Below are 25,257 nucleotides of genomic sequence, written 5' to 3' on the forward strand. Positions count from 1 at the left end.
GAACATTGAATGTGTAAAAACGAGAATTAACAACAGCTTTCCAAGTTTTCTCTAGAAATAGAGAGTAAGAATTTGCTTGGCGACCATAGCGATTTGGACCCACCTGATTTCCATTCCGAACTCAGAAGTGAAACGAATTAGCGCCGATGGTAGTGTGGGGTTTCCCCATGTGAGAGTAGGACATCGCCAGGCTTTTATTTTGCACTTGCTTAATATTTAAGCAAGTCACCATAGGGTTCTAAAGTTTTTTAGAATTTTATGTTGACTTTCAAAGTGGAAAGCGTATTATACGCACCTCGCTTAAGTGCTAAGGCACTGAAAGCCAAGCTCTTTAACAATATAGACCTATCAATCTGTGTGGGCACTCGTTGATGATAATCCAAATAGTTTCTTCGGAAACAATTTAGGTTTCAATGAACTGAGTGACCAATCGAGATTAAGTTTACTTAGTCTTGGCACAGTCAATTCATTATCGTTCTCCTTTTTTATAAAGGAATAACGATAATAGCTTTAAAATTACGTTTGTAGTTTTGAAGTCAGTATTCATTGAGCCAAACAAAACTTTAAATTGAAGAGTTTGATCATGGCTCAGATTGAACGCTGGCGGCAGGCCTAACACATGCAAGTCGAGCGGAAACGAGTTAACTGAACCTTCGGGGAACGTTAACGGCGTCGAGCGGCGGACGGGTGAGTAATGCCTAGGAAATTGCCCTGATGTGGGGGATAACCATTGGAAACGATGGCTAATACCGCATGATGCCTACGGGCCAAAGAGGGGGACCTTCGGGCCTCTCGCGTCAGGATATGCCTAGGTGGGATTAGCTAGTTGGTGAGGTAAGGGCTCACCAAGGCGACGATCCCTAGCTGGTCTGAGAGGATGATCAGCCACACTGGAACTGAGACACGGTCCAGACTCCTACGGGAGGCAGCAGTGGGGAATATTGCACAATGGGCGCAAGCCTGATGCAGCCATGCCGCGTGTGTGAAGAAGGCCTTCGGGTTGTAAAGCACTTTCAGTCGTGAGGAAGGTAGTGTGTTTAATAGATGCATTATTTGACGTTAGCGACAGAAGAAGCACCGGCTAACTCCGTGCCAGCAGCCGCGGTAATACGGAGGGTGCGAGCGTTAATCGGAATTACTGGGCGTAAAGCGCATGCAGGTGGTTTGTTAAGTCAGATGTGAAAGCCCGGGGCTCAACCTCGGAATAGCATTTGAAACTGGCAGACTAGAGTACTGTAGAGGGGGGTAGAATTTCAGGTGTAGCGGTGAAATGCGTAGAGATCTGAAGGAATACCGGTGGCGAAGGCGGCCCCCTGGACAGATACTGACACTCAGATGCGAAAGCGTGGGGAGCAAACAGGATTAGATACCCTGGTAGTCCACGCCGTAAACGATGTCTACTTGGAGGTTGTGGCCTTGAGCCGTGGCTTTCGGAGCTAACGCGTTAAGTAGACCGCCTGGGGAGTACGGTCGCAAGATTAAAACTCAAATGAATTGACGGGGGCCCGCACAAGCGGTGGAGCATGTGGTTTAATTCGATGCAACGCGAAGAACCTTACCTACTCTTGACATCCAGAGAACTTTCCAGAGATGGATTGGTGCCTTCGGGAACTCTGAGACAGGTGCTGCATGGCTGTCGTCAGCTCGTGTTGTGAAATGTTGGGTTAAGTCCCGCAACGAGCGCAACCCTTATCCTTGTTTGCCAGCGAGTAATGTCGGGAACTCCAGGGAGACTGCCGGTGATAAACCGGAGGAAGGTGGGGACGACGTCAAGTCATCATGGCCCTTACGAGTAGGGCTACACACGTGCTACAATGGCGCATACAGAGGGCGGCCAACTTGCGAAAGTGAGCGAATCCCAAAAAGTGCGTCGTAGTCCGGATTGGAGTCTGCAACTCGACTCCATGAAGTCGGAATCGCTAGTAATCGTGGATCAGAATGCCACGGTGAATACGTTCCCGGGCCTTGTACACACCGCCCGTCACACCATGGGAGTGGGCTGCAAAAGAAGTAGGTAGTTTAACCTTCGGGGGGACGCTTACCACTTTGTGGTTCATGACTGGGGTGAAGTCGTAACAAGGTAGCGCTAGGGGAACCTGGCGCTGGATCACCTCCTTATACGAATGGACAGTTTGCTTTCACTTTTTAAAAGTGAAGACAAATGAGTCACGATGAGTGTCCACACAGATTGATACGGTTTATGTAAAAGAGACGATACTGGGTCTGTAGCTCAGGTGGTTAGAGCGTTCGCCTGATAAGCGAGAGGTCGGTGGTTCGAGTCCACTCAGACCCACCAATTCCCTTCCCAAGGAGTTGGCATACAGTATCGACACACCTTGATGGGGCTATAGCTCAGCTGGGAGAGCGCCTGCCTTGCACGCAGGAGGTCAGCAGTTCGATCCTGCTTAGCTCCACCATCTTTAAGCGCATTAGCAATAGTGCTTTTAAAAATGGTTACTTCTTTGAAGTGATTAGCTCTTTAACAATTTGGAAAGCTGACAAAACAAACTTTGTTTCTTAGAAATAAAGATTTGTTTGTAAAGTTCTCAAAGTATTCATGTATTTGAATACAACTAAAAACACATTCAAGTGTTCTTGGGTTTTGCGAAAGCAAAACATATTTGAGTCCGGCAAAATCGAAAGCTATCTCGCTCATTCAAATAATGAGATAGCAACTTTGGTTGTTTGACCGTTTGATTTCACTTTTTAAAGTGAAGACAAAATGCAATTCGAAACTCCTTCGGGTTGTATGGTTAAGTGACTAAGCGTACACGGTGGATGCCTTGGCAGTCAGAGGCGATGAAGGACGTATTAACTTGCGATAAGCCCAGATTAGGCAGTAAAAGCCACTTGAGTCTGGGATTTCCGAATGGGGAAACCCACTTACATAAGTAAGTATCGTTATGTGAATACATAGCATAACGAGGCGAACCGGGGGAACTGAAACATCTAAGTACCCCGAGGAAAAGAAATCAACCGAGATTCCGAAAGTAGCGGCGAGCGAAATTGGACTAGCCCTTAAGCTTTATAGGCGTTAGGTGAACAAGCTGGAAAGCTTGGCGATACAGGGTGATAGCCCCGTAACTGACGACGCATATTCAGTGAAATCGAGTAGGGCGGGACACGTGATATCCTGTCTGAATATGGGGGGACCATCCTCCAAGGCTAAATACTACTGACTGACCGATAGTGAACCAGTACCGTGAGGGAAAGGCGAAAAGAACCCCTGTGAGGGGAGTGAAATAGAACCTGAAACCGTGTACGTACAAGCAGTAGGAGCACCTTCGTGGTGTGACTGCGTACCTTTTGTATAATGGGTCAGCGACTTATATTCAGTGGCAAGGTTAACCATCTAGGGGAGCCGTAGGGAAACCGAGTCTTAACTGGGCGTTCAGTCTCTGGATATAGACCCGAAACCAGGTGATCTAGCCATGGGCAGGTTGAAGATTGAGTAACATCAATTGGAGGACCGAACCGACTAATGTTGAAAAATTAGCGGATGACTTGTGGCTAGGGGTGAAAGGCCAATCAAACCTGGAGATAGCTGGTTCTCCCCGAAAGCTATTTAGGTAGCGCCTCGGACGAATACTACTGGGGGTAGAGCACTGTTAAGGCTAGGGGGTCATCCCGACTTACCAACCCTTTGCAAACTCCGAATACCAGTAAGTACTATCCGGGAGACACACGGCGGGTGCTAACGTCCGTCGTGGAGAGGGAAACAACCCAGACCGCCAGCTAAGGTCCCAAATTACTACTAAGTGGGAAACGATGTGGGAAGGCTCAGACAGCCAGGATGTTGGCTTAGAAGCAGCCATCATTTAAAGAAAGCGTAATAGCTCACTGGTCGAGTCGGCCTGCGCGGAAGATGTAACGGGGCTAAGTAGTAAACCGAAGCTGCGGCAATATACTTTTGTATATTGGGTAGGGGAGCGTTCTGTAAGCGGTTGAAGGTGTGTGGTAACGCATGCTGGACGTATCAGAAGTGCGAATGCTGACATGAGTAACGATAAAGGGGGTGAAAAACCTCCTCGCCGGAAGACCAAGGGTTCCTGTCCAACGTTAATCGGGGCAGGGTAAGTCGACCCCTAAGGCGAGGCCGAAAGGCGTAGTCGATGGGAAACGGGTTAATATTCCCGTACTTCTTACAATTGCGATGGGGGGACGGAGAAGGCTAGGTGGGCCTGGCGACGGTTGTCCAGGTTCAAGTGCGTAGGCTTGAGAGTTAGGTAAATCCGGCTCTCTTTAAGGCTGAGACACGACGTCGAGCATCTACGGATGTGAAGTCATTGATGCCATGCTTCCAGGAAAAGCCTCTAAGCTTCAGATTGTAAGGAATCGTACCCCAAACCGACACAGGTGGTCGGGTAGAGAATACCAAGGCGCTTGAGAGAACTCGGGTGAAGGAACTAGGCAAAATGGTACCGTAACTTCGGGAGAAGGTACGCTCTCGACGGTGAAGTCCCTTGCGGATGGAGCTATTGAGAGTCGCAGATACCAGGTGGCTGCAACTGTTTATTAAAAACACAGCACTGTGCAAAATCGTAAGATGACGTATACGGTGTGACGCCTGCCCGGTGCCGGAAGGTTAATTGATGGGGTTAGACTTCGGTCGAAGCTCTTGATCGAAGCCCCGGTAAACGGCGGCCGTAACTATAACGGTCCTAAGGTAGCGAAATTCCTTGTCGGGTAAGTTCCGACCTGCACGAATGGCGTAATGATGGCCACGCTGTCTCCACCCGAGACTCAGTGAAATTGAAATCGCTGTGAAGATGCAGTGTACCCGCGGCTAGACGGAAAGACCCCGTGAACCTTTACTACAGCTTGGCACTGAACATTGACCCTACATGTGTAGGATAGGTGGGAGGCTTTGAAACCAGCACGCCAGTGTTGGTGGAGCCGACCTTGAAATACCACCCTTGTAGTGTTGATGTTCTAACTTGGTCCCCTCATCGGGGATGAGGACAGTGCCTGGTGGGTAGTTTGACTGGGGCGGTCTCCTCCCAAAGCGTAACGGAGGAGCACGAAGGTGGGCTAATCACGGTTGGACATCGTGAGGTTAGTGCAATGGCATAAGCCCGCTTGACTGCGAGAATGACAATTCGAGCAGGTGCGAAAGCAGGTCATAGTGATCCGGTGGTTCTGAATGGAAGGGCCATCGCTCAACGGATAAAAGGTACTCCGGGGATAACAGGCTGATACCGCCCAAGAGTTCATATCGACGGCGGTGTTTGGCACCTCGATGTCGGCTCATCACATCCTGGGGCTGAAGTCGGTCCCAAGGGTATGGCTGTTCGCCATTTAAAGTGGTACGCGAGCTGGGTTTAGAACGTCGTGAGACAGTTCGGTCCCTATCTGCCGTGGGCGTTGGAGAATTGAAAGGGGCTGCTCCTAGTACGAGAGGACCGGAGTGGACGAACCTCTGGTGTTCGGGTTGTGTCGCCAGACGCATTGCCCGGTAGCTAAGTTCGGGATCGATAACCGCTGAAAGCATCTAAGCGGGAAGCGAGCCTTGAGATGAGTTCTCCCTGATACTTTAAGTATCCTAAAGGGTTGTCGTAGACTACGACGTTGATAGGCAGGGTGTGTAAGCGTTGTGAGGCGTTGAGCTAACCTGTACTAATTGCCCGTGAGGCTTAACCATACAACACCCAAGGGGTTTTGATGGACTCAAAGCAAGAACATTGAATGTGTAAAAACGAGAATTAACAACAGCTTTCCAAGTTTTCTCTAGAAATAGAGAGTAAGAATTTGCTTGGCGACCATAGCGTTTTGGACCCACCTGACTTCCATTCCGAACTCAGAAGTGAAACGAAATAGCGCCGATGGTAGTGTGGGGCTTCCCCATGTGAGAGTAGGACATCGCCAGGCTTTAAATATCGTTACCTGTGGAAACATGTAACAACATCATCAGTGTACTAATCTGTTGATGACAATTTGTGGAGAGATGGCTGAGTGGTTGAAAGCACCGGTCTTGAAAACCGGCATACGTTAATAGCGTATCTAGGGTTCAAATCCCTATCTCTCCGCCACTATTAAGAAGCCTCGCTAGAAATAGCGAGGCTTTTTTCATTTCTACACTGTCCTGAAATGTCTTCACGCGTTGAAGACAGTCGACGAGTTCAGGCAACTTCAACAAGCCCTTATACCAATTACATTAATTAAGTAGTCAATTTTGTCCAGTCCCTAAAGCAGAGTGAGGTATCTCTGCTTTTATTCTCCACAAATCGATTCCAAGCAGTACAAATACTGTCAACAATGGCTTCGTAGCTATCAAAGCATCGGTTGGCTAGTTCATGCTGTCGCAATCAACTCCAGACTTGCTCTATTGGATTGAGCTCTGGTGAATACGGTGGGATATGGAGACTGGTTACGTTTGAGTACTCTTTTCCTAGATAATTTTGGTGCCAGCTCGCTTGATCCATGATGATACCAATCAGGAAAATTAACTGGTCAGGGAACAGGGTTCGATAAACAAACTCGATTTGCCATGGATGGCAAATCGAAGCCCCTTGGATGGGCTCATGCGTGTTTGTGTCCGATGCTAAGAGCTTTTTTCTAATAAGAGCTCTGTGGTAGTAACCCGGCAGTTGATGCCTTGCTCCTGCAGACGGGTGCATTGAGACTGGGCCTGTGCTTTGTTCAGGTAGGTGCCCAGTTGTAACCTGAGGTGCTTGCTGCCTTCTCTAGCCACCTTAGAATAAGATGCCTGCGGCAATATATTTGCGTGCGAACGGTGGAGCAGGTGCCAGTAGGCTTTCATGGTTGTTTCGGAGCTAAACTCACCCAATGAAACCAGAAACGCTGGCTGGAAGCTCAGGGCAGCAAGACTGAAATCGTTGCCGCGCAACACATCGCCATCACCCTTTATCGTTACCTCGACGGCTGCAAGCGGATACAGTTTCTTATCCTCGATATAATGCTTATCGATCTCCACCCGGAACTTACCCGGCAACACATTTATAAAGAGGTAGAAGCCATCATATTCACTCTCCCCCCTCTGTACCACTTTACCCTGCTCGTCCAGTAGGACAAGTGGGGCATAGGCTGCCGGTTTTTCACCGCCATGACCGTCCTCTAGGTAGACCATACCTTCGATTTCACCAGTGGTGACCACAGGTATATCCAGGGTCTCCACCAACCCCGGTCTGGGTGTAATCGAGATTCCGGGGCGACTGGGCATCCAGTAGGGGTCCTCCAGACTTCCTATCTCTAGTTCAATATCCGTGGTGCGATAAGCGGGCAGGCCACGCAAAAAAGCAATCCCTTTGTCATTAGTAGAAGCTCTGCGGTATACCTGAGTGCCTTTTACCTTGGCACCCACCACTGGCGGCTCATCTTGGTCGTAGCGGCCGTTTAGGTTCAAGTCCTGAAATACGCGCACACTGATGGCACCGTTTTGCGCCAGGCGGCGGCGGTCTATATAAATGTCACTTTCCTGAGGATCCCAGCCCAGGCTAAATAGGGTGTTCAGGCCCAGGAACCATTCGCCGCGATCATCGTAGGAGAGGGTAGAGATCAGGTAAAACGTATCGGCTTTCCAGTTCAACCTCATATCCGCTTTATACCTTTCGGTTTGGGGCCAATAGTTAATGCCAAGCTCACTGTTAAGTGAGGAGCTGAGGGCGTGGCTGAGCTTGGTATCCAGCTGGGTAATCTCGGCCTCGGGTGACAAGCTGTAATCAACCCCCAACTCCCAAGTAAAGTTGGAAAAACGCTTGCGCAGTAAAGCGCTACCGATTTGCCATTCCTCTGCTTCACCCACCTCAGGCTCGGTTCTTTGATAAGTAAAGCTGTTGCTCAGGTAATAGGACGACTGGTAGAGGCTGAGACGGTTTTGTAGCGAAAAGCTCGGTTGGTCGATATCGCCATAGCGGCGGCTAAAACCCTGTTCATAGTTGAGTGCAGTCTGCCGGCCCTGGAAAAGCGAGCCTGCTAGCGTCACATTGTCATTAAGCTGACCATCATCAGCATTATGCGAGAAATTCAGTGCATGTTTGCCCAAAAAGGTTTTCCCCCCAATCCGGTAGGCGCCGTTGTTGTCAACTCCGGCCTGCATCAGCAGGCGGTCAAACAGGGAAAAACTAGCGTCTAAAGAGTAAGCAGCGTTACGTCTTTCCATCTTGGAAAAGGTTGCATCTAACAACAATTTGTCGCCAAGGCTTTTGCTATACTTGCCGGCCAGATGCCAGTCGGCAGCATTGGCTGCGGGCTCGTTGAGAAACAGGCTGCCGGGCTGGGTCAGGGAGAGATCGAAATAGTGCTGCTTTTCTACCGTGCGGCTGTCTACTAACACCTGCTTGGTCTTTTCCCGGATCTGGCCTTGCGGGCCGTAAAAGATCAGTCTAAGGGTGTTGTTGCCGTAGAGCAGCTCTATATCGTTAAACACATAGCGACCATCTGGCCCGGCGGTCAGCGCATTTATCAGTACATCATTACGGTAAAGCTCCACATCCCAGCCGGGCTGAATATCTCCCTGCAAATCCAGAGTGTCTAACTCGGTATTGCCCGTCAGTGGCCTGTTGCTAAAACTCATTCCCCGTTCCTGGGCGCTGGCACCGGCTACTGGTACAACATCGCCAAAGCGGTATTGGGTAGCGTTTACGGGACCCAATAGGCCGCCCTCCAGCGAGTTTTTTTCCAATGTCAGCCGTGCGGTGTCTAGTTCATTGTTCGAGCTACCACCAAGGTAATATTGACTGGTGAAATAGCCCAGGTCATGGCGACCCAAGACGGAATAGCCGAGGTTGACCTCTTCGCTTGAATAGGTGGCGTTGGTGCTGATATCCAACAGGGGCGCGGACAACAGTTTGTGATCGCTTTTGCGCAGTGGTAAAACCGGCTTGGCGCTGGCTATTTTTTTCCTGCTTTTTGGTCTCTGTTTACGTGCCAGAGCTGCCTGGAGCGGCAGGGGGTGCTCTGGTTTCAACATTAACGTCATAGCACCGAAGTCAAATGTCATTTTGATATTAAACCAGCGGCCGAGATCGTCGGCATGAATATAGAGGTCGTCCGGCAGGAGCTGAAAGTGTGAGTGTGACAGAGGGTAGACAATCCCGTTTGCCTCGGCTTTAGCCTGGCTGTCGACGGCAGCTTGCTCACCATTCTTTCCGGGCAGGCTCAAACTAAAGCTCTGGCTCTCATTGATATACCAGCCAGATGCCGCCGATGTTTCGCTGTCCAGCTCAATGGCGAAATTCAGTAGCTCGACAAACTGGCCAAAGGCGATAAGAGCGCTACTTTGATGCTTGATGGCAAACAGATCTCCGATCACCAGGTCGTCGATGCGCACCTCTAGCAGCAGCTCTTCACCATCGGCGATACCCCGGCTGTCATCTGCCGTTGGAGCGTCGGCAGGCACCAGACCAAAATCTGGTTCCTGATATTTACGGTTGATCGTGCGGATCAACTCAAACAGTTCTGACTGGGCAACAACGGGTGTGCAGACTGGACAAAGCAGGCCCAGCAGCAGCCATTTACACGGATGGTGAAGGGACATAAAGTTAAGGTGCTAATCGGTAGTCGCTGATGGTCAGCTGCTGCTCCGCCAGAGTGTGGTCGCCAAACTCATCGTCTCCCTGGTAAATTAGGTGCAGGGTGCCGTCCCGGGCAATGGGATCGTGAAAGGGCAGACGAACCAGGCGTTGACTGTTTTCATGGAAAACCGCCACGTTGTTAAGGGTAGCCACCTGGCGCTCTTCGCCGCTGTCATGCGGGCGCCAGAAGGCTTTCAGACTACCGAAGGTGCTGTGCAGGCCAGAGCGGTTAATAGCAAAGGTTACCCCATCTGGCTTAGCACTGCCCGCATCCCGGTAGAGCTTCACCGGGCCAAATTCCGCAGCGGCGTCAAGGCTGCCGACGCGCACGATCACCGGGATAGAAAAGCTCAGCCGAAGGTTTAATTGAAGACCCACGCCCTCGGTTTGCCTGCGATCCTTGCTGCCGGGCAGGGCAGCAAGTAGCAGGTGGGAGCGATACTCCCCGGGAGCTAGATCTTTGGGACGGCGCACCGCGATGCGAACCTGCTGGCGCTCGCCGGGTTTGAGTGTTACCTGTCTTGGGCTGAACCTGAGCATGTGGCTGGCGGTATTAAAGCCGACTAATTCGCTCTCGCTAAGCGACTGATAGAGGCCGTTGGGCAACTGCCTTTGCTGCTGAAACTCCAGTCGGTAGGTCTTGGTCTCGCTGCTGGTATTCATCAGAAAGACCTTAGTGCTACGATCTCTCTCGGCAAAGGTCACTCGGGTCGGCGAGATCAAAAGGCTGGCGCTGGCGTTGCTGGCAAGTAAAACAGGCAGCAGCAAGGTGGCGAGCAGTGACAGGGTTTTTCTGTTTATTATCAACAGCATGTAATTCCTAAACTTTATTGATGGGTGATTTGTAGAGTTATATGGGGATTGTCGTATTTGGCATCCAGGTAGTGACCCTCACCCGAGGTGGCCAGAGTGGCACCAACCCATACCCGGGCCTCGCCCTTAGCGTTGGTTCTGACCCAGGGTTTGACGTTTAACTGCTTAATGGTGAAGCGGCTGCCAGCGTTGCCGCCGTGGCTCAGGCTGTTAGCGCTCTCGGGCAGGCTGGTCGTGATATGCAGATAGCTGCCTGCCTGGAACCCGGAGAGCAGAAATTCGGCTGGGTGGCCTTGCTCTATTACCACGATATTAGGGTCATACTTTCGTGAGCCGTCCGGGTTAATCTGGTAGTTATAGATATTGTCGTTGTTGCGCAATGCGATAACCCCGAAGTCAAGCGGCTTAACCTGAGTGATCTCCCCAGCCCAGGCTCCGCCGGTGAGCAGGCATATTGCCAGCGCCGATAACAAGCGGTTACACATGACTTCTCCATAAACTCTTGTACTGGACAATTTAACTGAGGCAAGCCAGTAAGCGGGCTCGCCTCTTTGCTTTAGTAATTAATACTCCGACATATCTGTTGCTGTAAAAGTTATGGGAGTATCTTGCAACCCGTGTTGCTAGTAGCTGATGGTCACAGCGTATTCGCCTTTGTATTCAGCATCCAGATAAGGCTCTGTTCCAGCGCTCCGCGCTTTTTCAGTACTTAGGGTCGCACCTACAAGCAATACTAGGTTGCCGTTCTCGTCTGTTCTGGCTTTGCCTGCACCAGTAGTATCATCTAAGCCAACAGCTTTATCATTGGCATAAGCTGTAAATTTACCTAGGGTAAACTTCAGTGATTCCGGAGCTGCGTTTTCCATTTTCAACTCGATAGTTTCAGTATCTTTCGGCAACGCGATATTCAGGTCGGTATATCTGGCTGCGTTGCTCACCGTAAAGGTACCTGGTGATACATTGGTTTTGTCAATTGGGGTTATGCTGCCTACTTTCTTGGCTACATCGGTGGCAGTAACGGAAGTCGCAGTTAGTTCGCCGGAGGCCGGGTCCAACTTCAGTGTGGCCAAAGTCGCATCATCACCAGCAACTGCCGCGATGGTGCCGAAGTTTAATGAAGCCGTTTCGACGATATCTAGGGTATTTTTGACCTCGACCGATGCCGTCCCTTTGCCGTTAAACTCAGGTGCTACGCCCTCTGCGTAGGCAGAGCTGGCAAATACGGCCAGTGCTGCATAAGCCAGTTTTTTGTTATTTTTCAATGTTAACTCCTTTTGTTTCCAAGATAAGTGGGCGGCTAAGCGCCACCGTTAGATTATTCAATAAAGAGAACTTACTAAACCAATAGACGTGGGCGTATTGTTTAAGCACAGCCACTAAAAGCAGGGGGCAGGGCTAACCAATCGGTTATCCTTTAACCTTACTGTCAGCACATACTTACGCCGGTTGATTTACTTTATATAAGCGATATTCTGTTCATCAGACAAAGGCTTGCCGCTCAGCGGCCTTACCATACAGTCCAGTCCGTCGGTCTTAAGTTGCCGACACAATGCTTGTGCTGTCACCTTATCTTTAACTGGGCCGGCAAGTAGACGATAAAGCTTCTCCTTTTTTGGCCCGATATAAACTGGTGTTAGATAAAAACGTTTGTCTGACAGAAGTTCAGGCGACTTCTTCACCAGTTTCCTTTTATTTGACTCGATATATTGAAGCCATCTATAGGTGCCAACTTGTAATGCATATTGTTGGGTTTTAGGCTGAGCGTCTTTCTCTTTATTAGCTGAAGCCTTGATTGCTTTATCGCCTGCATCGACCACTGCCATCAACTTATGATCTTTTACTTCAGGGAGGATCTTATTTGGCGCTGGCTTAGGAGAAGAGGAAGCCATTTTATCCAGTTGACCGATCAGATTTTTAAAATCCGACTCCAACGCGGCCAACCGGTTAATGCCTGGGCGGTATTGCTCCCACTCCATATTTTGTTGATCAAGACGATCTCTCAACTCTTCGACTTGTGCTTGAATAGCCTGGTACTCAGATGTGTTTGTGGGTTTGCTGGTTGCACAGGAAGCCAGTAATAGACAAAAGCCAACGATTAACAACTTTGATATCGCGGTGCTTGTATATGGACCTTGAACTGTATTCGACCGACAACCTTGCCTTGTAAGCTTATTATTGGATGCCTTAATTATTTGCACGCATTATACCTAGAAGACAACTTATTGATATTTATAATATGATGCGAAGTTTAATCAAGGGGGTAAAACTAATCAATAGCTAAGAACAGGATTACGCGATGGGGTTAAAAGAACAGTCAAGCAAGAGCTTCTCTCTGAGCTAGCCATCCCAAGCAACTTATGACTGTTTTCCTATAACGTTCTCTTCTATGAGGAAAGTGTGATATTTGCTCTTCGGTGGGTAGAGAACAACAGTACATTAAATGGCTAGTCGGAAAGGCACGTGCAATACCTGATGTGATGGTCTGTTGATAGACGTTGTTAGAAGGCGAAATAGATAAGGTTTTTTGAATAGCAATAAAAAAACCGACACTACCAAATGTCGGTTTTTAAGTAACAATAGAAAGAGTCTACTTAATCGTTTTGAACCAGTGTCAGAGCTTTGCGAGAGACTTCGTGCGCTGCTTTAGTCAGATTTTGCTTCTCTAGTGTGTCTGCTAAGAAAGCGTAATCAGAAACGTCAGAGCGCAGTTTTAAGGCCGCCTCAAATTGCTCCTGAGACTCATGCCACTTCTCTTGACGGAAGTAGAAATGCGCTAATGCACTGTGTGCAGCCGCATTGTCAGACTCTTTCTTGATGACGTCTTCCAGCATAACAACGACCGGATGAATGTCTGGTACATTTAACTCAGGAAGAAGCTCGTATAGCTCAGGCGCTGGCGTTTTATTCAATGCTTCTTTGAGCACGGTAAAGGCTTCATTATCGGCTTTACGGGCAATCAGTTCGCGAGCAAAGCATGCGATCAAATGCGGGTCCTGTTTTACTTTACGCGCTAAGCCGTTCCAGTGAGAAATCAGTCCTTCGCTACCTTGCTGTTGTGCTACTTCATGTAATAAGCCACATTGCGCAGTTTTTATTAGCTCGATTTGCTCGCCTTCCGTTATAAGCTTTGCTTTGTTTAACTGAGGCATTAAGTCGATTAAAGGTTGCCACAGTTTTAGCTGCATATACGTCGTTTTTAGCAGATTCAACACTACCGGGTTGCTTGCGTATTGATTTTTTAGTGACGAGAGTGTGTCAAATGCCGCGCCAAACTCATTGTCGCGGATAAACTGTTTGGCACGTGTCAGTTCAACGGCTAGGTGTGCGTTTTCTTGCTGACTTGCCAGTTCCAAGTACTTGTCACGTTTCTCTTTATCACCTTGTCCTTGAGCGGCTTCTGACGCTACTAGGTAGCACAAAAGTGGCATGTCGTGGTGATTTGCCCAGCGAGTTACCTTCTTCTCAGCACCCTTCCAATCACCTTCTAGTAATTTGATGATGCCTTCATTTGTGTAACGTCGAGAACGACGCATTTTACGTACACTGAAGTAGTTCCAGGTACTTGAACTCGCGTAGACCAGTTTCTTGATTAGGTATTCTAAAATGAACAGACCAGCAAGCGCCGCGATAACAAAAATAACCAGTGTCGTTACACTCATCTCAATGGTTTTCTCGGCGATTGAGATCAGAACATAACCCTGTTGACCTGAGTATTGCGTACCTACAAACAGGCCAGCCCCCAGAATTACAAATAGGAAAATAAGACGAAACATTACTTATCCTCCGTGCCTGTCATAGTGGTTACTTCACGACGTAGACGCTCACGAATGACGTCAGATAGCTGAGATTGACTCTCCAGTTTAGCCGGGTATTCAACCTGGATGTTTTGCTGGCTTAATTGGCCGATCGTTTTGTTGAACTCTTTAACTGAGTTGTCGTCTTGATTAAAGAATGCCAGCGCCCATTTATCTGCTGTTTTAAGCGAGGTCGAGTACACTTCACCTTGTTCTTGGTAAACCGCTTTAATAGCCGTTGCTAGCTTGGCTTTAATGTTCTCTTTCAGGTAGAAGTGCTGCTGAGGGGAAAGCAGCGGGATGACGTTGCCATCGCGGGTGCGGAAAGTAATAAAGTTTTCTGAGAAGTCCTTAAGGGACGTCATTAGGTTATCTTGCCAGTTCGCGATATCTTCAGATACTTCTTGCTCGGTAACAGCAGCTGCTTCTGGAAGTAAAGCATTCGCCAGTGGCATTTTGTCGACTTGTTGTTGCAACGCAGTCAGACGCAGCACTAGGCCATCGCGGTCGATTAATGGCACGGTACGAAGTTTAGTAATGTCGTTCGCCATCGCTTTGCGAAGATTGACCAGGCTAGGGTCATTAAGCGCAGCGATACGTTGGTCTGCACTTTCCATCAGTTGAGTCGCACTTTCTACGTCGTGCTCAAGGAACAGTTTACGTCCAGCCAGTTTAACTAGGTAATCGGCTTCGGCCAGTAACCAGTCGTTCGGACGGCGGCCTTTTACGTCAGCCACGGCAAGTTGCAAGCTTTCGATGCTTTTCTGCTGCTGGCCAAGAACCACTTCTGCTTTATGAGTTACGGTGGTCGCCTTTTCGATGGTTTCTTCTTTAACCTGCGTCAGCTCTTGCTTCATTGATGCTTGAGCGGATTCTAACTGGCTTTTCAGTTGAGCAATTTGAGCCTGGTAATCGGCTTGTTGCTCGTGAAGCTTATACGCTAAACCGCCACCAAAAATAATCGACAAGATGATGGCTACAGTGCCGAGTTTGACACCTCGTTTGCCTTGTTTCTCTTCAAACTCAACTTTCTTTGGTTCCGTTGGCTTTTCTGTATCAGCTGGTTGTGCTGTTTCCTGTTGAGGCTCAGCGTCCTTTTTAGGGGTATCTTGTTCAGCTAGCGGTGCTGAAGAGGTATCTTCAGCAAGGTTTTTCTCATTATTTTTTTGGTCGTTATTTTTACTTGTCATGCCTTTATCCTGTGTAGCTAGGGCTGGAGAGCAGCCAGTAATTCTTGGTTGGATGCGCTTCCTGTGCATCTTACCTGAGTAAACCCCTTTTGAATTGCGATGTCGGCGATACGCTGACTGGGGATATACAACTCTTGTTGATTAAGCCAAGCCAATTGCTCAGACGACAACTGGCTGCACAAATAGTCAAGTTGTTCACCGCTAGTGACGATGATCTGATTGATTTGTTGAGCTTTCCATAGTGAAACACAGCTTACTGGATCGAATGGGATAAATTCTCTCTTGTAAGTCTCACTATAGTGAACTTTTGCCCCACGTCTCACCAATGCATCTTTAATTAGCTCTCTTCCACCGTTTCCACGCAGAATCACTACGGTCTGTTGGTCTACATCGTTTAACGCTGGGAGTTGCAATAAGTGTTCACTATCACTGACTTGAGGATAGTGTACTTTTTGTTGCGTGCATTTGCTTAAGTAGTGTGCTGTTTTTTGACCAACGGCAAGGTAAATGGCGTGTTTAGGCCATGATATACCGTTGTTTGATAATATTTGTTGCGCGCACTGCACCGCATGTCGGCTAACGGCGATAATAAAGTGGGCATGATGAAGGTGATCGGAGAGCTGTGTATCCGTGAGATCAGCAACAATGTCGATCAATGGATGATGATATGCGGAAATACCGTGGCTTTCGAGCAGAGAGCAAAGCCCAACGCCTTGCTCTCCCGGCCGAGTGACCAACACTGTCATGATTAGTCGTGATCTGCGTACAGCTTGGTGAGGATGTCGCGTGCACCATTATCCAGCAGTTCATTTGCTAGCTGAACACCGAGTGCTTCTCCGTCTTGGCGATGGCCGCGAATTTCACCGCGAACAATTTGACTTCCGTCTGGCTCTCCGACTAGAGCGCGTAACCAAACGTCATCACCATCAAGCAGAGCGTAGCTACCAATAGGAACCTGACAGCCTCCTTCCAGTGTCAGGTTCATGGCACGCTCACACAGTACTCGGTCAACCGTATCTTTGTGATTAAGTGGCTCGAGTAGCTTGATCAGTCTTTCATCGTCTAAGCGACACTCAATGCCAACTGCGCCTTGACCCACGGCAGGAAGAGATTGCTCAGGTTCAATGAAACTGCGGATACGCTCTTCAAGTTCCAGGCGCTTCAGACCTGCAGCTGCGAGGACGATAGCGTCGTATTCGCCAGCATCCAGTTTTCCAAGGCGCGTACCCACGTTGCCACGTAGCTCTTTGATGACCAGATCAGGGCGGTATTCCTTCAGTTGGCATTGACGACGCAGGCTGCATGTACCGACAATAGCGCCTTGAGGTAACTCATCAACGCTACTATAGGCATTAGAAACAAAAGCATCGCGCGGGTCTTCGCGTTCGCAGATGGTGACCAAGCCTAGCCCTTCAGGGAAATCGACTGGTACGTCTTTCATTGAATGCACGGCGAGATCTGCACGGCCTTCCAGCATTGCGACTTCCAGCTCTTTAACGAATAAACCTTTACCGCCCACTTTCGCTAACGGTGTATCTAGGATCACATCACCTTTGGTCACCATGGTTACTAACTCGACTTCTAAACCTGGGTGAGCGGCTTGAAGGGCGTCTTTGACAAAGTAAGCTTGCCACAAAGCAAGTGGGCTTTTTCGAGTTGCAATGCGAATTGGTGTGGATTGTGTCATGATCTTCTCAATGCTGTTTGGATTTGGCTTTATCCTACCATTCCCATCAAGAAATTCTTACTGTTAGTTGGATATCTGGCGCTGCCATGAATGGAATTACATAATGTTATGAAAATAGTGTGACTAGATTCTCAATTAGACTAAGGACTATTATTAGTTTGAGGCGATTACAAGCGACACTAGCTCGCTGTTAATTTTGTGACTGGAGTATAGTTTTTGCTCTGAAACGAATTCGAGCGTTGAAACTTTACCATGAACAATAAAAGTGTTAAATTGATCACGTTTTTAGGCTTTTTGAGCTTAAAATATCATCAGATATCTGTGATTGTTCAACCAAGGAATTACCCTTGCAGGCTTACACCCAAAAAATAATTCAGCGACTAGATAATTTGAATCAGCAACGTGTTGAACGTGCGCTGGCGCTTATGGATTCGCAAAGCCAGCAAGTTTTCCACTTGATTCCTGTCTTGTTGAATTACAATCACCCTGTCATTCCGGGTTACTACGATGCTGACGTACCAGTCGGTGTCTATGGTCTGGAACCCAATGGCGTTCAACAGCAATTCATCGACGATACACAACTTACCATTAGCGATAAGCTAGAGGATGCGGCGCAACCTGCGATTCTTGGTTTGTATACCATGGGTAGTACGTCATCGATTGGTCAAAGTACCTCGAGTGATTTGGACATTTGGGTGTGTATTTCACCGCAGATGGATTGTGATCAGCGAGAGTTACTCACCAACAAGTGTTTATTGATCACTGACTGGGCGCAGACCAAAGGCGTCGAGGCGAACTTCTTCCTGATGGATGAAGAGCGTTTCAGAAGTAACCATTCTGAAGAGATGACTGGTGATAACTGTGGTTCATCACAGCACTTATTGTTACTTGATGAATTCTATCGGAGCGCCGTGCGTATCGCCGGTCAGCGATTGTTGTGGCAAATTGTGCCACCAGAGATGGAAGAGTCTTACGACGAGTACGTTTCTCAACTTTGTCGCGATGGCTATATCGATTGTAAAGAGTGGATCGACTTTGGCAAACTGAACCGAATTCCAGCAGAAGAATACTTTGGCTCGAATTTGTGGCAGTTGTACAAAAGTATCGATTCTCCGTACAAGTCGGTATTAAAAGCCATTCTGCTTGAAGCTTACTCGTGGGAATACCCTCACACTCAACTATTAAGTATCGATACTAAGCGACGTTTCTTTGCCCATGAGCCTGATCTCTATGGGATGGACGCGTATTACTTAATGCTTGAGAAAGTTACCCGTTATCTTGAACGTATTCAAGACCATACTCGTTTAGACTTGGTTCGCCGCTGTTTTTACCTTAAAACCCATGAAAAGCTCTCTCGTCAGCCTGGTGTTGGTTCTGTTGCTTGGCGTCGTGAAGCCTTGAGCGACATGATTACCCGCTGGGATTGGGATGAAAGTGTCGTGGCAGAACTTGACGATCGTCGCAACTGGAAGGTCGAACAGGTGAAAGTGGTGCATCATGCGCTATTAGATGCATTGATGCAAAGTTACCGCAACCTTATCCAATTTGCGCGTCGTAACGACATTACTTCGGCCATCAGTCCGCAAGACATCAGTATTCTGGCTCGTAAGCTGTATGCGGCTTTTGAGGTGCTTCCGGGTAAGGTCACGCTGCTGAATCCTCAAATCTCACCAGATTTACATGAACCGGATCTGAGCTTTATCGAAGTGAAGAATGGTGGTGTGAATAAGTCCGGTTGGTATCTGTACAAACAGCCGCTGGTTGCACACCGTATTCTGGGTCAGCCATACCTTGAACACCATGAATATCTGAGCAAACTTGTTTCGTGGGCATTCTTTAATGGCCTGATCACGGAATCGACTCGTTTACACGCTGTCGTACGTGAAGCGCAGTTAGATATTGATAAGTTCTACCAAATGGTGAGCGATTTACGTAACACATTTGCATTGCGTAAGCGCCGTCCGACTATGCAAGCTCTGGCGAGCCCATGTGAAATTAGTCAACTGACGATGTTCATCAACTTTGAAAGTGACCCGACTGAAGAGTTATCCGGTCGTTCGCTCAAAGTGGATGTGAAGAATACTGATATTTTTAGTTTTGGTCCTGAACACAAAAACTTGGTCGGTAGTGTTGATTTGGTTTACCGAAATTCCTGGCATGAAGTTCGTACGCTGCATTTTAAAGGTGAGACGGCGATGCTCGATGCTCTGAAAACCATTTTGGGTAAGATGCACCAGGATGCGCTGCCACCAGAGTCGGTGGATGTGTTCTGTTACGCGAAAAATATGCGCGGCGTGATGCGCAACAAAGTGTATCAGCTGCTGGCGGAATGTATCGATCTGCGCTTGAAACCTGTCGAACAGGAAAAACGTCGTCGCTTTAAAGCGATGCGTCTTGGCGAGAAAACCTATGGTTTATTCTTCGAGCGTCGCGGTGTATCTGTACAGAAGCTAGAAAACTCAGTCGATTTTTATCGCAGTATCTCGACTAACAAGCTGAAAGGTTCTCCGCTACTAATGCTCGATCGCGAGCAAGAATATCAAATGCCGGATGCGGTGGATGGCTTTGCCAGTGAAGGCTTGGTGCAGTTCTTCTTCGAAGACAGCGAGAAAGGGTTTAATATCTACGTACTCGATGAATCGAATCAGGTGGAAGTGTATCACCAGTTTAGTGGCTCAAAAGATGAGATGATTGCTTCGGTTAACAGCTTCTATACCTCGGTGAAAGATGATACTCACGTGGCTTCGAAGTTCATTAACTTTAATTTGCCGCAGTACTATCAGATCATTCATCCTGAAGAGGGCAACGCTTACATCATTCCTTACCGTAATGATTGTCCTCCACATCGTCCTAATAAAGCGGTGAATGCATAACAGTAAATCGAACAAAAACAAAAAGAGCACCGCGGTGCTCTTTTTCTGTATTGGGGAGGACAAAATGAACTTAAGCCCAGTCGATCTCTTCACCAGCGTGCTTTTCACACTCTTGCTTGACCATCTCAAACAGTTCCATGCCAGTCTTCGAGCATGTCCATTTATCTTCGATACGTTTGAAGTGGAAGCCACCTGATTTTGATGCCAGCCAAATTTCATGCATCGGTTCCTGGCGGTTGATGATGATCTGGCTACGGTCTTCAAATTCCAATGTCATTACGTTACCAGACACCTCGTAATCAATGTCTGCACCTGAATCATCGATGGATTCTTCAATGATTTGCATCTGTACATCCACCAGTTGATGAAATTCAGTATCGTTCATCCGTCTGTCCTATTGCTTTTCCTGAGTGTGGTGCGATTATAGGGGGCATTGATTCAATAATCACGATATGCCAAATGAAAAAATTAGTTACTGTGTTGTTTGTGATGGCTGCCGCTACGCTGGCAGGGTGTGGACAGTCAGGTTCACTCTACATTCCAGATGACACACAACAAAACGAGCAATCACAATAAATATCCGCACCTTTGGGTGAAATTAGGGTTCTGCAGTCGAATAAAATAAGGGAAGCGAATTTTGGATTACTTCAACTATCAGGATGATGGCCAGCTTTGGGCCGAAGACGTCTCACTTCAAGCTCTGGCCGAGCAATATGGCACTCCTCTTTATGTATACTCTCGAGCCACGCTAGAGCGCCACTGGAAGGCGTTTGATAGTGCAGTGGGTCAACATCCTCACCTGGTTTGTTATGCCGTAAAAGCAAACTCAAACTTGGGCGTACTGAATACACTGGCTCGTTTGGGGTCAGGATTTGATATCGTATCAGGTGGTGAACTGGAACGTGTTATTGCAGCCGGTGGTGACGCGAAGAAAGTGGTATTTTCTGGTGTAGGCAAAACGCCAGCAGAAATGAAACGCGCACTGGAACTTGGTATCAAGTGCTTTAACGTTGAATCTGAGCCTGAACTTGAGCGCCTGAATAAAGTGGCAGGTGATCTTGGTGTGATTGCTCCGATTTCATTGCGCATCAACCCTGATGTAGACGCAAAAACACACCCTTATATTTCGACTGGTCTTCGCGACAACAAATTTGGTATTGCGTTTGATCGTGCACCTGAGGTGTACAAGTTCGCTCAAAGCTTGCCGAACCTAAACGTACAGGGTATCGACTGCCATATTGGTTCTCAGCTAACTGATATTGAACCTTTCATCGATGCGACTGATCGCTTGCTTGCTCTGATTGATGATCTGAAAGCACAAGGCATCAACATTCGTCACTTGGATGTTGGTGGTGGTCTTGGTGTGGTTTACCGTGATGAGCTTCCTCCACAGCCATCTGATTACGCGAAAGCGCTATTAGGACGTCTGACTAATCACCAAGATCTGGAACTGATTTTTGAACCTGGTCGTGCGATTGCAGCGAATGCTGGCATCTTGCTGACTCGCGTTGAGTTCTTAAAGCACACTGAGCATAAAAACTTTGCCATTATTGATGCAGCAATGAATGACCTGATGCGTCCTGCTCTTTACCAGGCATGGCAAGATATCGTGCCAGTTTCGCCACGTGATGGTGAAGCGCAGACTTACGACTTGGTTGGACCAATTTGCGAAACCGGTGATTTCCTGGGTAAAGATCGCGCATTGGTTTTACAAGAAGGTGATCTACTCGCGGTTCGTTCTGCTGGCGCCTATGGTTTTGTTATGTCTTCGAATTACAATACTCGTACCCGAGCGGCGGAAGTGATGGTGGACGGTAAGCAAAGCCATCTTGTTCGTCAGCGTGAGGAGCTGACAAGTTTGTGGCAGCTGGAACAGATTCTACCGGAGTAACACAAAGCAAATGCATTTCCACTTTTCCAAAATGCACGGTTTGGGTAACGACTTTATGGTCGTCGACTGCATTACCCAGAACGTGTTTTTCTCGCAAGATTTGATCCGCCGCCTGGCGGATCGACATACTGGTGTTGGTTTTGACCAATTGCTCGTGGTAGAAGCGCCTTATGACCCAGAGACCGATTTCCACTACCGCATCTTCAATGCAGATGGCAGCGAAGTTGAGCAGTGCGGTAACGGTGCGCGCTGTTTTGCTCGTTTTGTTCGTCTTAAAGGTTTGACCAACAAATACAGCATCAGCGTGAGTACCAAGAAAGGAAAGATGATCCTCAACGTCGAAGACGATGGTGAGGTTACGGTCAATATGGGTGTGCCAGAGTTTGAACCGAACAAGATCCCTTTCAAAGCCAAGCAAAAAGAGAAAACCTACATCATGCGCGCTGATGACAAGACCCTGTTTTGTGGTGCTGTCAGTATGGGCAACCCACATGTTGTGACGGTCGTGGATGATGTCGATACGGCTGATGTCGATACATTGGGTCCGCTGCTAGAGTCACACGAGCGTTTTCCTGAGCGAGTGAATGCGGGATTTATGCAGGTTGTCGATCGCAGCCATATCCGTCTGCGTGTTTATGAGCGCGGTGCGGGTGAAACCCAGGCATGTGGTAGTGGTGCCTGTGGCGCGGTTGCTGTGGGTATTCTACAAGGCTTGTTAGACGAGAATGTCAAAGTGTCGCTACCTGGTGGTGAGTTGAATATTTCTTGGCAAGGTCCGGGTAAACCGCTGTTTATGACTGGCCCAGCGACCCATGTCTTTGACGGGCAACTATCGTGCTAGTGGAAGAAAAAGGAGACGTTTTGTCTCAAGTGGAAGCGGATGCGTTGACGGCCGAAGTGGTCGCTGAGTACCTCAAAGATCACCCGGACTTTTTTGTTCAGCGACCTGAACTGGTCGACCGTTTGTCATTTCCGCACGCGGATTTAGGCGCGGTTTCATTGGTTCATATTCAGATGAATCGCCAACGTCAACGCATTGAAGAGCTTGAAGAAGATATCACAACACTGATGTCTCTGGCTGCCAACAATGACCGTACTTTTTACGAATTCATGGATTTGCAGGACCAGGTTCTTAAGTGCAGTGACTTCAAACAGGTGATTCATGCCATTGAACAGAAAGCGCATGACCTCGGCCTGAGTGCTTACGTTCGTCTGTTCAGTCAATGTGATGCATCCCTTCAACTAAGCAAAGAAAGCTACCAGCGTTTTGCTACGACACATCTCAATGGCAAAGATGCCTACTTAGGTCGCTTACGTAAAGTTGATCGTGAAGCCTTGTTTGGTAACCTGGAAATACCAGAAATGGGATCTTACGTGGTATTGCCATTAGTGAAAAAGCAGACGCTTGGTGTGCTGGCATTTTCTAGTCAGGACGGCGGGCATTTCCAACCAGATATGGATACCTTGTTTCTGCGTCATCTATCCTTAGTAGTGGCACATCTTGCTCAAACATTGGTATGGCAACGTTATAATGACGACGACTCCAAACACACCTCTGCCAAATAGTCTGCAAAAGCCTCTTGAACGCTTCTACGAATTTCTGCGAAGTGAAAAGGGGCTAAGTTTGCATACCCAGCGTAATTACAAACAGCAGCTGGAAACCATGGCGCACCACTTAATTGAAATGGGATTGAAAGACTGGTCTCAGGTTGATGCTGGCTGGGTTCGTCAGTTGGCGGGTAAAGGCATGCGTGAAGGAATGAAAGCCAGCAGTCTGGCTACGCGTTTGTCTTCACTGCGCAGTTTCTTCGACTTTCTTATCTTACGCGGCGAAATGTCGGCGAATCCGGCCAAAGGCGTTTCTGCACCGCGTAAGCAGCGTCCGCTACCAAAAAACCTTGATGTCGATGAAGTTAACCAGTTATTGGAAGTGAATGAAGACGATCCGCTAGCGGTTCGCGATCGCGCCATGATGGAGCTGATGTACGGTGCGGGTTTACGATTGGCTGAGTTGGTTAGTGTCGATGTGCGTGATGTGCATCTGCGCAGTGGCGAACTTCGTGTCATTGGTAAAGGTGATAAAGAGCGTAAAGTGCCGTTCTCTGGCATGGCAACGGAGTGGGTAGGCAAATGGCTTAAAGTGCGTGGCAATCTTGCTGCACCGGGAGAGCCTGCATTGTTTGTCTCTAAGCTGGGTACGCGTATTTCGCATCGCAGTGTGCAAAAGCGCATGGCAGAGTGGGGGCAGAAGCAATCAGTAGCGAGCCACATCAGCCCACACAAATTGCGTCACTCATTTGCGACCCATATGCTGGAATCAAGTAACAACTTACGTGCGGTGCAAGAACTCTTGGGTCACGAGAATATTTCCACGACTCAGATCTACACCCATCTCGACTTCCAACATTTGGCGCAAGCCTATGACCAAGCACATCCACGTGCACGTAAAAAGAGCGGGGACTGAACCAAAGCATGAAATTTTACCGCCGTATTGCGCCAATTAAGGCGATGACGTTTGACCTTGATGACACTCTCTATGATAACTATCCGGTAATAGTTCGTATGGAGCGTGAGCTTTTGTCTTGGCTTCAGCAAGCACATCCTGCCGTAGCCCATATGGAAAAGCCGGACTGGGTCAAAGTGAAAAAACAGGTTTTGCAGCAGGATCCGGAGTTAAAAAGTGACGTGACGCTTTGGCGCTTGGTGCAGCTTAAGCAGGGCTTTCTCGATGCTGGTTATCATGAAGAGCAAGCGCAAACTGCTGCGGAAAAAGGTGTGCAAGTCGCCCTTGACTGGCGTAATCGTTTCCAGGTCCCACAGCTGAGCCTTAACGTACTCGCGCATCTTGGTGAGCAAATTCCTTTAGTTGCGATCACTAATGGTAATGTTGACTTAGATAAAGTCGGTCTGACACCCTATTTTAAAAGTGTGCTGAAAGCAGGACCGGATGGATTAGCCAAACCAGCCGGTGATATGTTTGCTAAAGCGCAACAGATTTTAGATCTGCCGGCAGAGAATATTTTGCACGTTGGCGACCATATCGTAACGGATGTTCACGGTGCTAAGCTGGCTGGTTTTGCGGCTTGTTGGTTTAACGACGTAAACAAGAATATCGCTCAATTTCCAAGAGCCAGAACGTTGCCGGATATGGAAATTCATAGCTTACCGCCGTTACTCTCACTGATTTGATGTGGCAGAGACTCAGAGTTTAAATTGTTTCACGTGAAACACGTATAATAAAGCGCAGCGAGGGCTTAATGATGTTCACTTAATCGCTATCGGAGTATTCCAGTCTACCGTCATCCTGAACAGCGACGAAGGAGCGTGATTCAGGATCTTCTAACCGAGCACTTTGTTGTCAAAGGTATTTCTTTATATTCTCAGAGAGCTGATATTAGATTCCTAGTCTCGCTATGGCTCGCTGGAATGACCCAATAAGAATCGTTAAGTGCCTGGCATTAAGCTAAGTCTGCGCT

16 protein-coding genes, 3 tRNA genes, 4 rRNA genes and 1 pseudogene are annotated in these 25,257 nt (G+C 48.2%); 14 read left to right on the top strand and 10 right to left on the bottom strand.

What is annotated here, in order from left to right:
• Positions 1 to 75 precede the first annotated feature (75 nt).
• The 7 genes from rrf (OO774_RS00320) (at position 76) to OO774_RS00350 (ending at position 6,029) form a co-directional block, all read left to right on the top strand.
• Positions 76 to 192 (top strand): 5S ribosomal RNA (rrf, locus tag OO774_RS00320).
• A gap of 373 nt (positions 193 to 565) precedes the next feature.
• Positions 566 to 2,118, top strand: a 16S ribosomal RNA gene (locus OO774_RS00325).
• A gap of 101 nt (positions 2,119 to 2,219) precedes the next feature.
• A tRNA-Ile gene (locus OO774_RS00330) sits at positions 2,220 to 2,296 on the top strand.
• 45 nt (positions 2,297 to 2,341) lie between these two features.
• Positions 2,342 to 2,417, top strand: a tRNA-Ala gene (locus OO774_RS00335).
• 334 nt (positions 2,418 to 2,751) lie between these two features.
• Positions 2,752 to 5,641: ribosomal RNA gene (locus OO774_RS00340) — 23S ribosomal RNA — on the top strand.
• A gap of 110 nt (positions 5,642 to 5,751) precedes the next feature.
• Positions 5,752 to 5,868: ribosomal RNA gene (gene rrf / locus OO774_RS00345) — 5S ribosomal RNA — on the top strand.
• Together the 16S, 23S and 5S rRNA genes with 3 tRNA genes alongside form the textbook arrangement of a ribosomal RNA operon.
• Positions 5,869 to 5,938: 70 nt before the next feature.
• Positions 5,939 to 6,029: transfer RNA gene (locus tag OO774_RS00350), tRNA-Ser, on the top strand.
• Positions 6,030 to 6,541: 512 nt separating this feature from the next.
• Here OO774_RS00350 and OO774_RS00355 read toward each other — a convergent pair.
• From OO774_RS00355 to hemC, 9 genes are all read right to left on the bottom strand, one after another.
• Positions 6,542 to 9,496 carry an SPOR domain-containing protein gene (locus OO774_RS00355; RefSeq protein ID WP_264903691.1) on the bottom strand — a complete coding sequence of 985 codons (2,955 nt, stop codon included), beginning with the start codon at positions 9,494 to 9,496 and terminating at the stop codon, positions 6,542 to 6,544.
• A gap of 4 nt (positions 9,497 to 9,500) precedes the next feature.
• Positions 9,501 to 10,346 (bottom strand): fimbria/pilus periplasmic chaperone, encoded by an 846-nt coding sequence (locus OO774_RS00360; protein WP_264903692.1) that lies wholly within the window; start codon positions 10,344 to 10,346, stop codon positions 9,501 to 9,503.
• 14 nt (positions 10,347 to 10,360) lie between these two features.
• A complete protein-coding gene (locus OO774_RS00365) occupies positions 10,361 to 10,831 on the bottom strand; it encodes a DUF4402 domain-containing protein (RefSeq protein ID WP_264903695.1) in 471 nt (156 codons plus the stop codon).
• Positions 10,832 to 10,969: 138 nt separating this feature from the next.
• A complete protein-coding gene (locus OO774_RS00370; RefSeq protein WP_264903697.1) occupies positions 10,970 to 11,608 on the bottom strand; it encodes a DUF4402 domain-containing protein in 639 nt (212 codons plus the stop codon).
• A 189-nt stretch (positions 11,609 to 11,797) separates the two neighbouring features.
• Positions 11,798 to 12,544, bottom strand: a complete 747-nt coding sequence (locus OO774_RS00375; protein WP_264903699.1) for an SPOR domain-containing protein — start codon at positions 12,542 to 12,544, stop codon at positions 11,798 to 11,800.
• 393 nt (positions 12,545 to 12,937) lie between these two features.
• Complete coding sequence (locus tag OO774_RS00380; protein WP_264903700.1) at positions 12,938 to 14,119, bottom strand: heme biosynthesis HemY N-terminal domain-containing protein; 1,182 nt, start codon at positions 14,117 to 14,119, stop codon at positions 12,938 to 12,940.
• Positions 14,119 to 15,330 carry a uroporphyrinogen-III C-methyltransferase gene (locus OO774_RS00385; protein ID WP_264903702.1) on the bottom strand — a complete coding sequence of 404 codons (1,212 nt, stop codon included), beginning with the start codon at positions 15,328 to 15,330 and terminating at the stop codon, positions 14,119 to 14,121. The genes OO774_RS00380 and OO774_RS00385 overlap by 1 nt, the downstream gene beginning before the upstream one ends.
• A 17-nt stretch (positions 15,331 to 15,347) precedes the next feature.
• The gene (locus tag OO774_RS00390; RefSeq protein ID WP_264903703.1) at positions 15,348 to 16,076 is read right to left on the bottom strand and encodes a uroporphyrinogen-III synthase; all 729 of its coding nucleotides are present in this window, start codon (positions 16,074 to 16,076) and stop codon (positions 15,348 to 15,350) included.
• Positions 16,077 to 16,078: 2 nt separating this feature from the next.
• Entirely contained in the window at positions 16,079 to 17,017 is a 939-nt protein-coding gene (gene hemC, locus OO774_RS00395) for a hydroxymethylbilane synthase (RefSeq protein WP_264903705.1), read from the bottom strand.
• A gap of 347 nt (positions 17,018 to 17,364) precedes the next feature.
• On the opposite strand from hemC, the gene OO774_RS00400 reads away from it, so the two are divergent.
• The gene (locus OO774_RS00400; protein WP_264903706.1) at positions 17,365 to 19,890 is read left to right on the top strand and encodes a class I adenylate cyclase; all 2,526 of its coding nucleotides are present in this window, start codon (positions 17,365 to 17,367) and stop codon (positions 19,888 to 19,890) included.
• 70 nt (positions 19,891 to 19,960) lie between these two features.
• Here the strand turns inward: OO774_RS00400 and cyaY are convergent, their stop codons facing one another.
• Positions 19,961 to 20,275, bottom strand: coding sequence for an iron donor protein CyaY (gene cyaY, locus OO774_RS00405; RefSeq protein ID WP_264903708.1), 315 nt, complete (start codon positions 20,273 to 20,275; stop codon positions 19,961 to 19,963).
• On the opposite strand from cyaY, the pseudogene OO774_RS00410 reads away from it, so the two are divergent.
• The 6 genes and pseudogenes from OO774_RS00410 to yigB all read left to right on the top strand — a co-directional run bounded on the left by OO774_RS00410 (position 20,255) and on the right by yigB (position 24,970).
• Positions 20,255 to 20,466: pseudogene (locus tag OO774_RS00410) on the top strand (lipoprotein). The gene cyaY and the pseudogene OO774_RS00410 sit on opposite strands and share 21 nt — an antisense overlap.
• Before the next feature lie 61 nt (positions 20,467 to 20,527).
• Positions 20,528 to 21,781: a diaminopimelate decarboxylase gene (lysA, locus tag OO774_RS00415; RefSeq protein WP_065297535.1), complete on the top strand. Its 1,254-nt coding sequence runs from the start codon at positions 20,528 to 20,530 to the stop codon at positions 21,779 to 21,781.
• Positions 21,782 to 21,791: 10 nt separating this feature from the next.
• Positions 21,792 to 22,622 (top strand): diaminopimelate epimerase, encoded by an 831-nt coding sequence (dapF, locus tag OO774_RS00420; protein WP_264903709.1) that lies wholly within the window; start codon positions 21,792 to 21,794, stop codon positions 22,620 to 22,622.
• Positions 22,616 to 23,347 (top strand): DUF484 family protein, encoded by a 732-nt coding sequence (locus OO774_RS00425; RefSeq protein ID WP_264903711.1) that lies wholly within the window; start codon positions 22,616 to 22,618, stop codon positions 23,345 to 23,347. Before dapF ends, OO774_RS00425 begins: the two co-directional genes overlap by 7 nt.
• Entirely contained in the window at positions 23,313 to 24,245 is a 933-nt protein-coding gene (gene xerC, locus OO774_RS00430) for a tyrosine recombinase XerC (RefSeq protein ID WP_264903713.1), read from the top strand. The genes OO774_RS00425 and xerC overlap by 35 nt, the downstream gene beginning before the upstream one ends.
• Before the next feature lie 8 nt (positions 24,246 to 24,253).
• The gene (gene yigB / locus OO774_RS00435) at positions 24,254 to 24,970 is read left to right on the top strand and encodes a 5-amino-6-(5-phospho-D-ribitylamino)uracil phosphatase YigB (RefSeq protein ID WP_264903715.1); all 717 of its coding nucleotides are present in this window, start codon (positions 24,254 to 24,256) and stop codon (positions 24,968 to 24,970) included.
• Positions 24,971 to 25,257: the final 287 nt, after the last annotated feature.

Origin of the sequence: Vibrio sp. STUT-A11 (assembly GCF_026000435.1) — a bacterium.
Classification (GTDB): Bacteria; Pseudomonadota; Gammaproteobacteria; order Enterobacterales; family Vibrionaceae; genus Vibrio.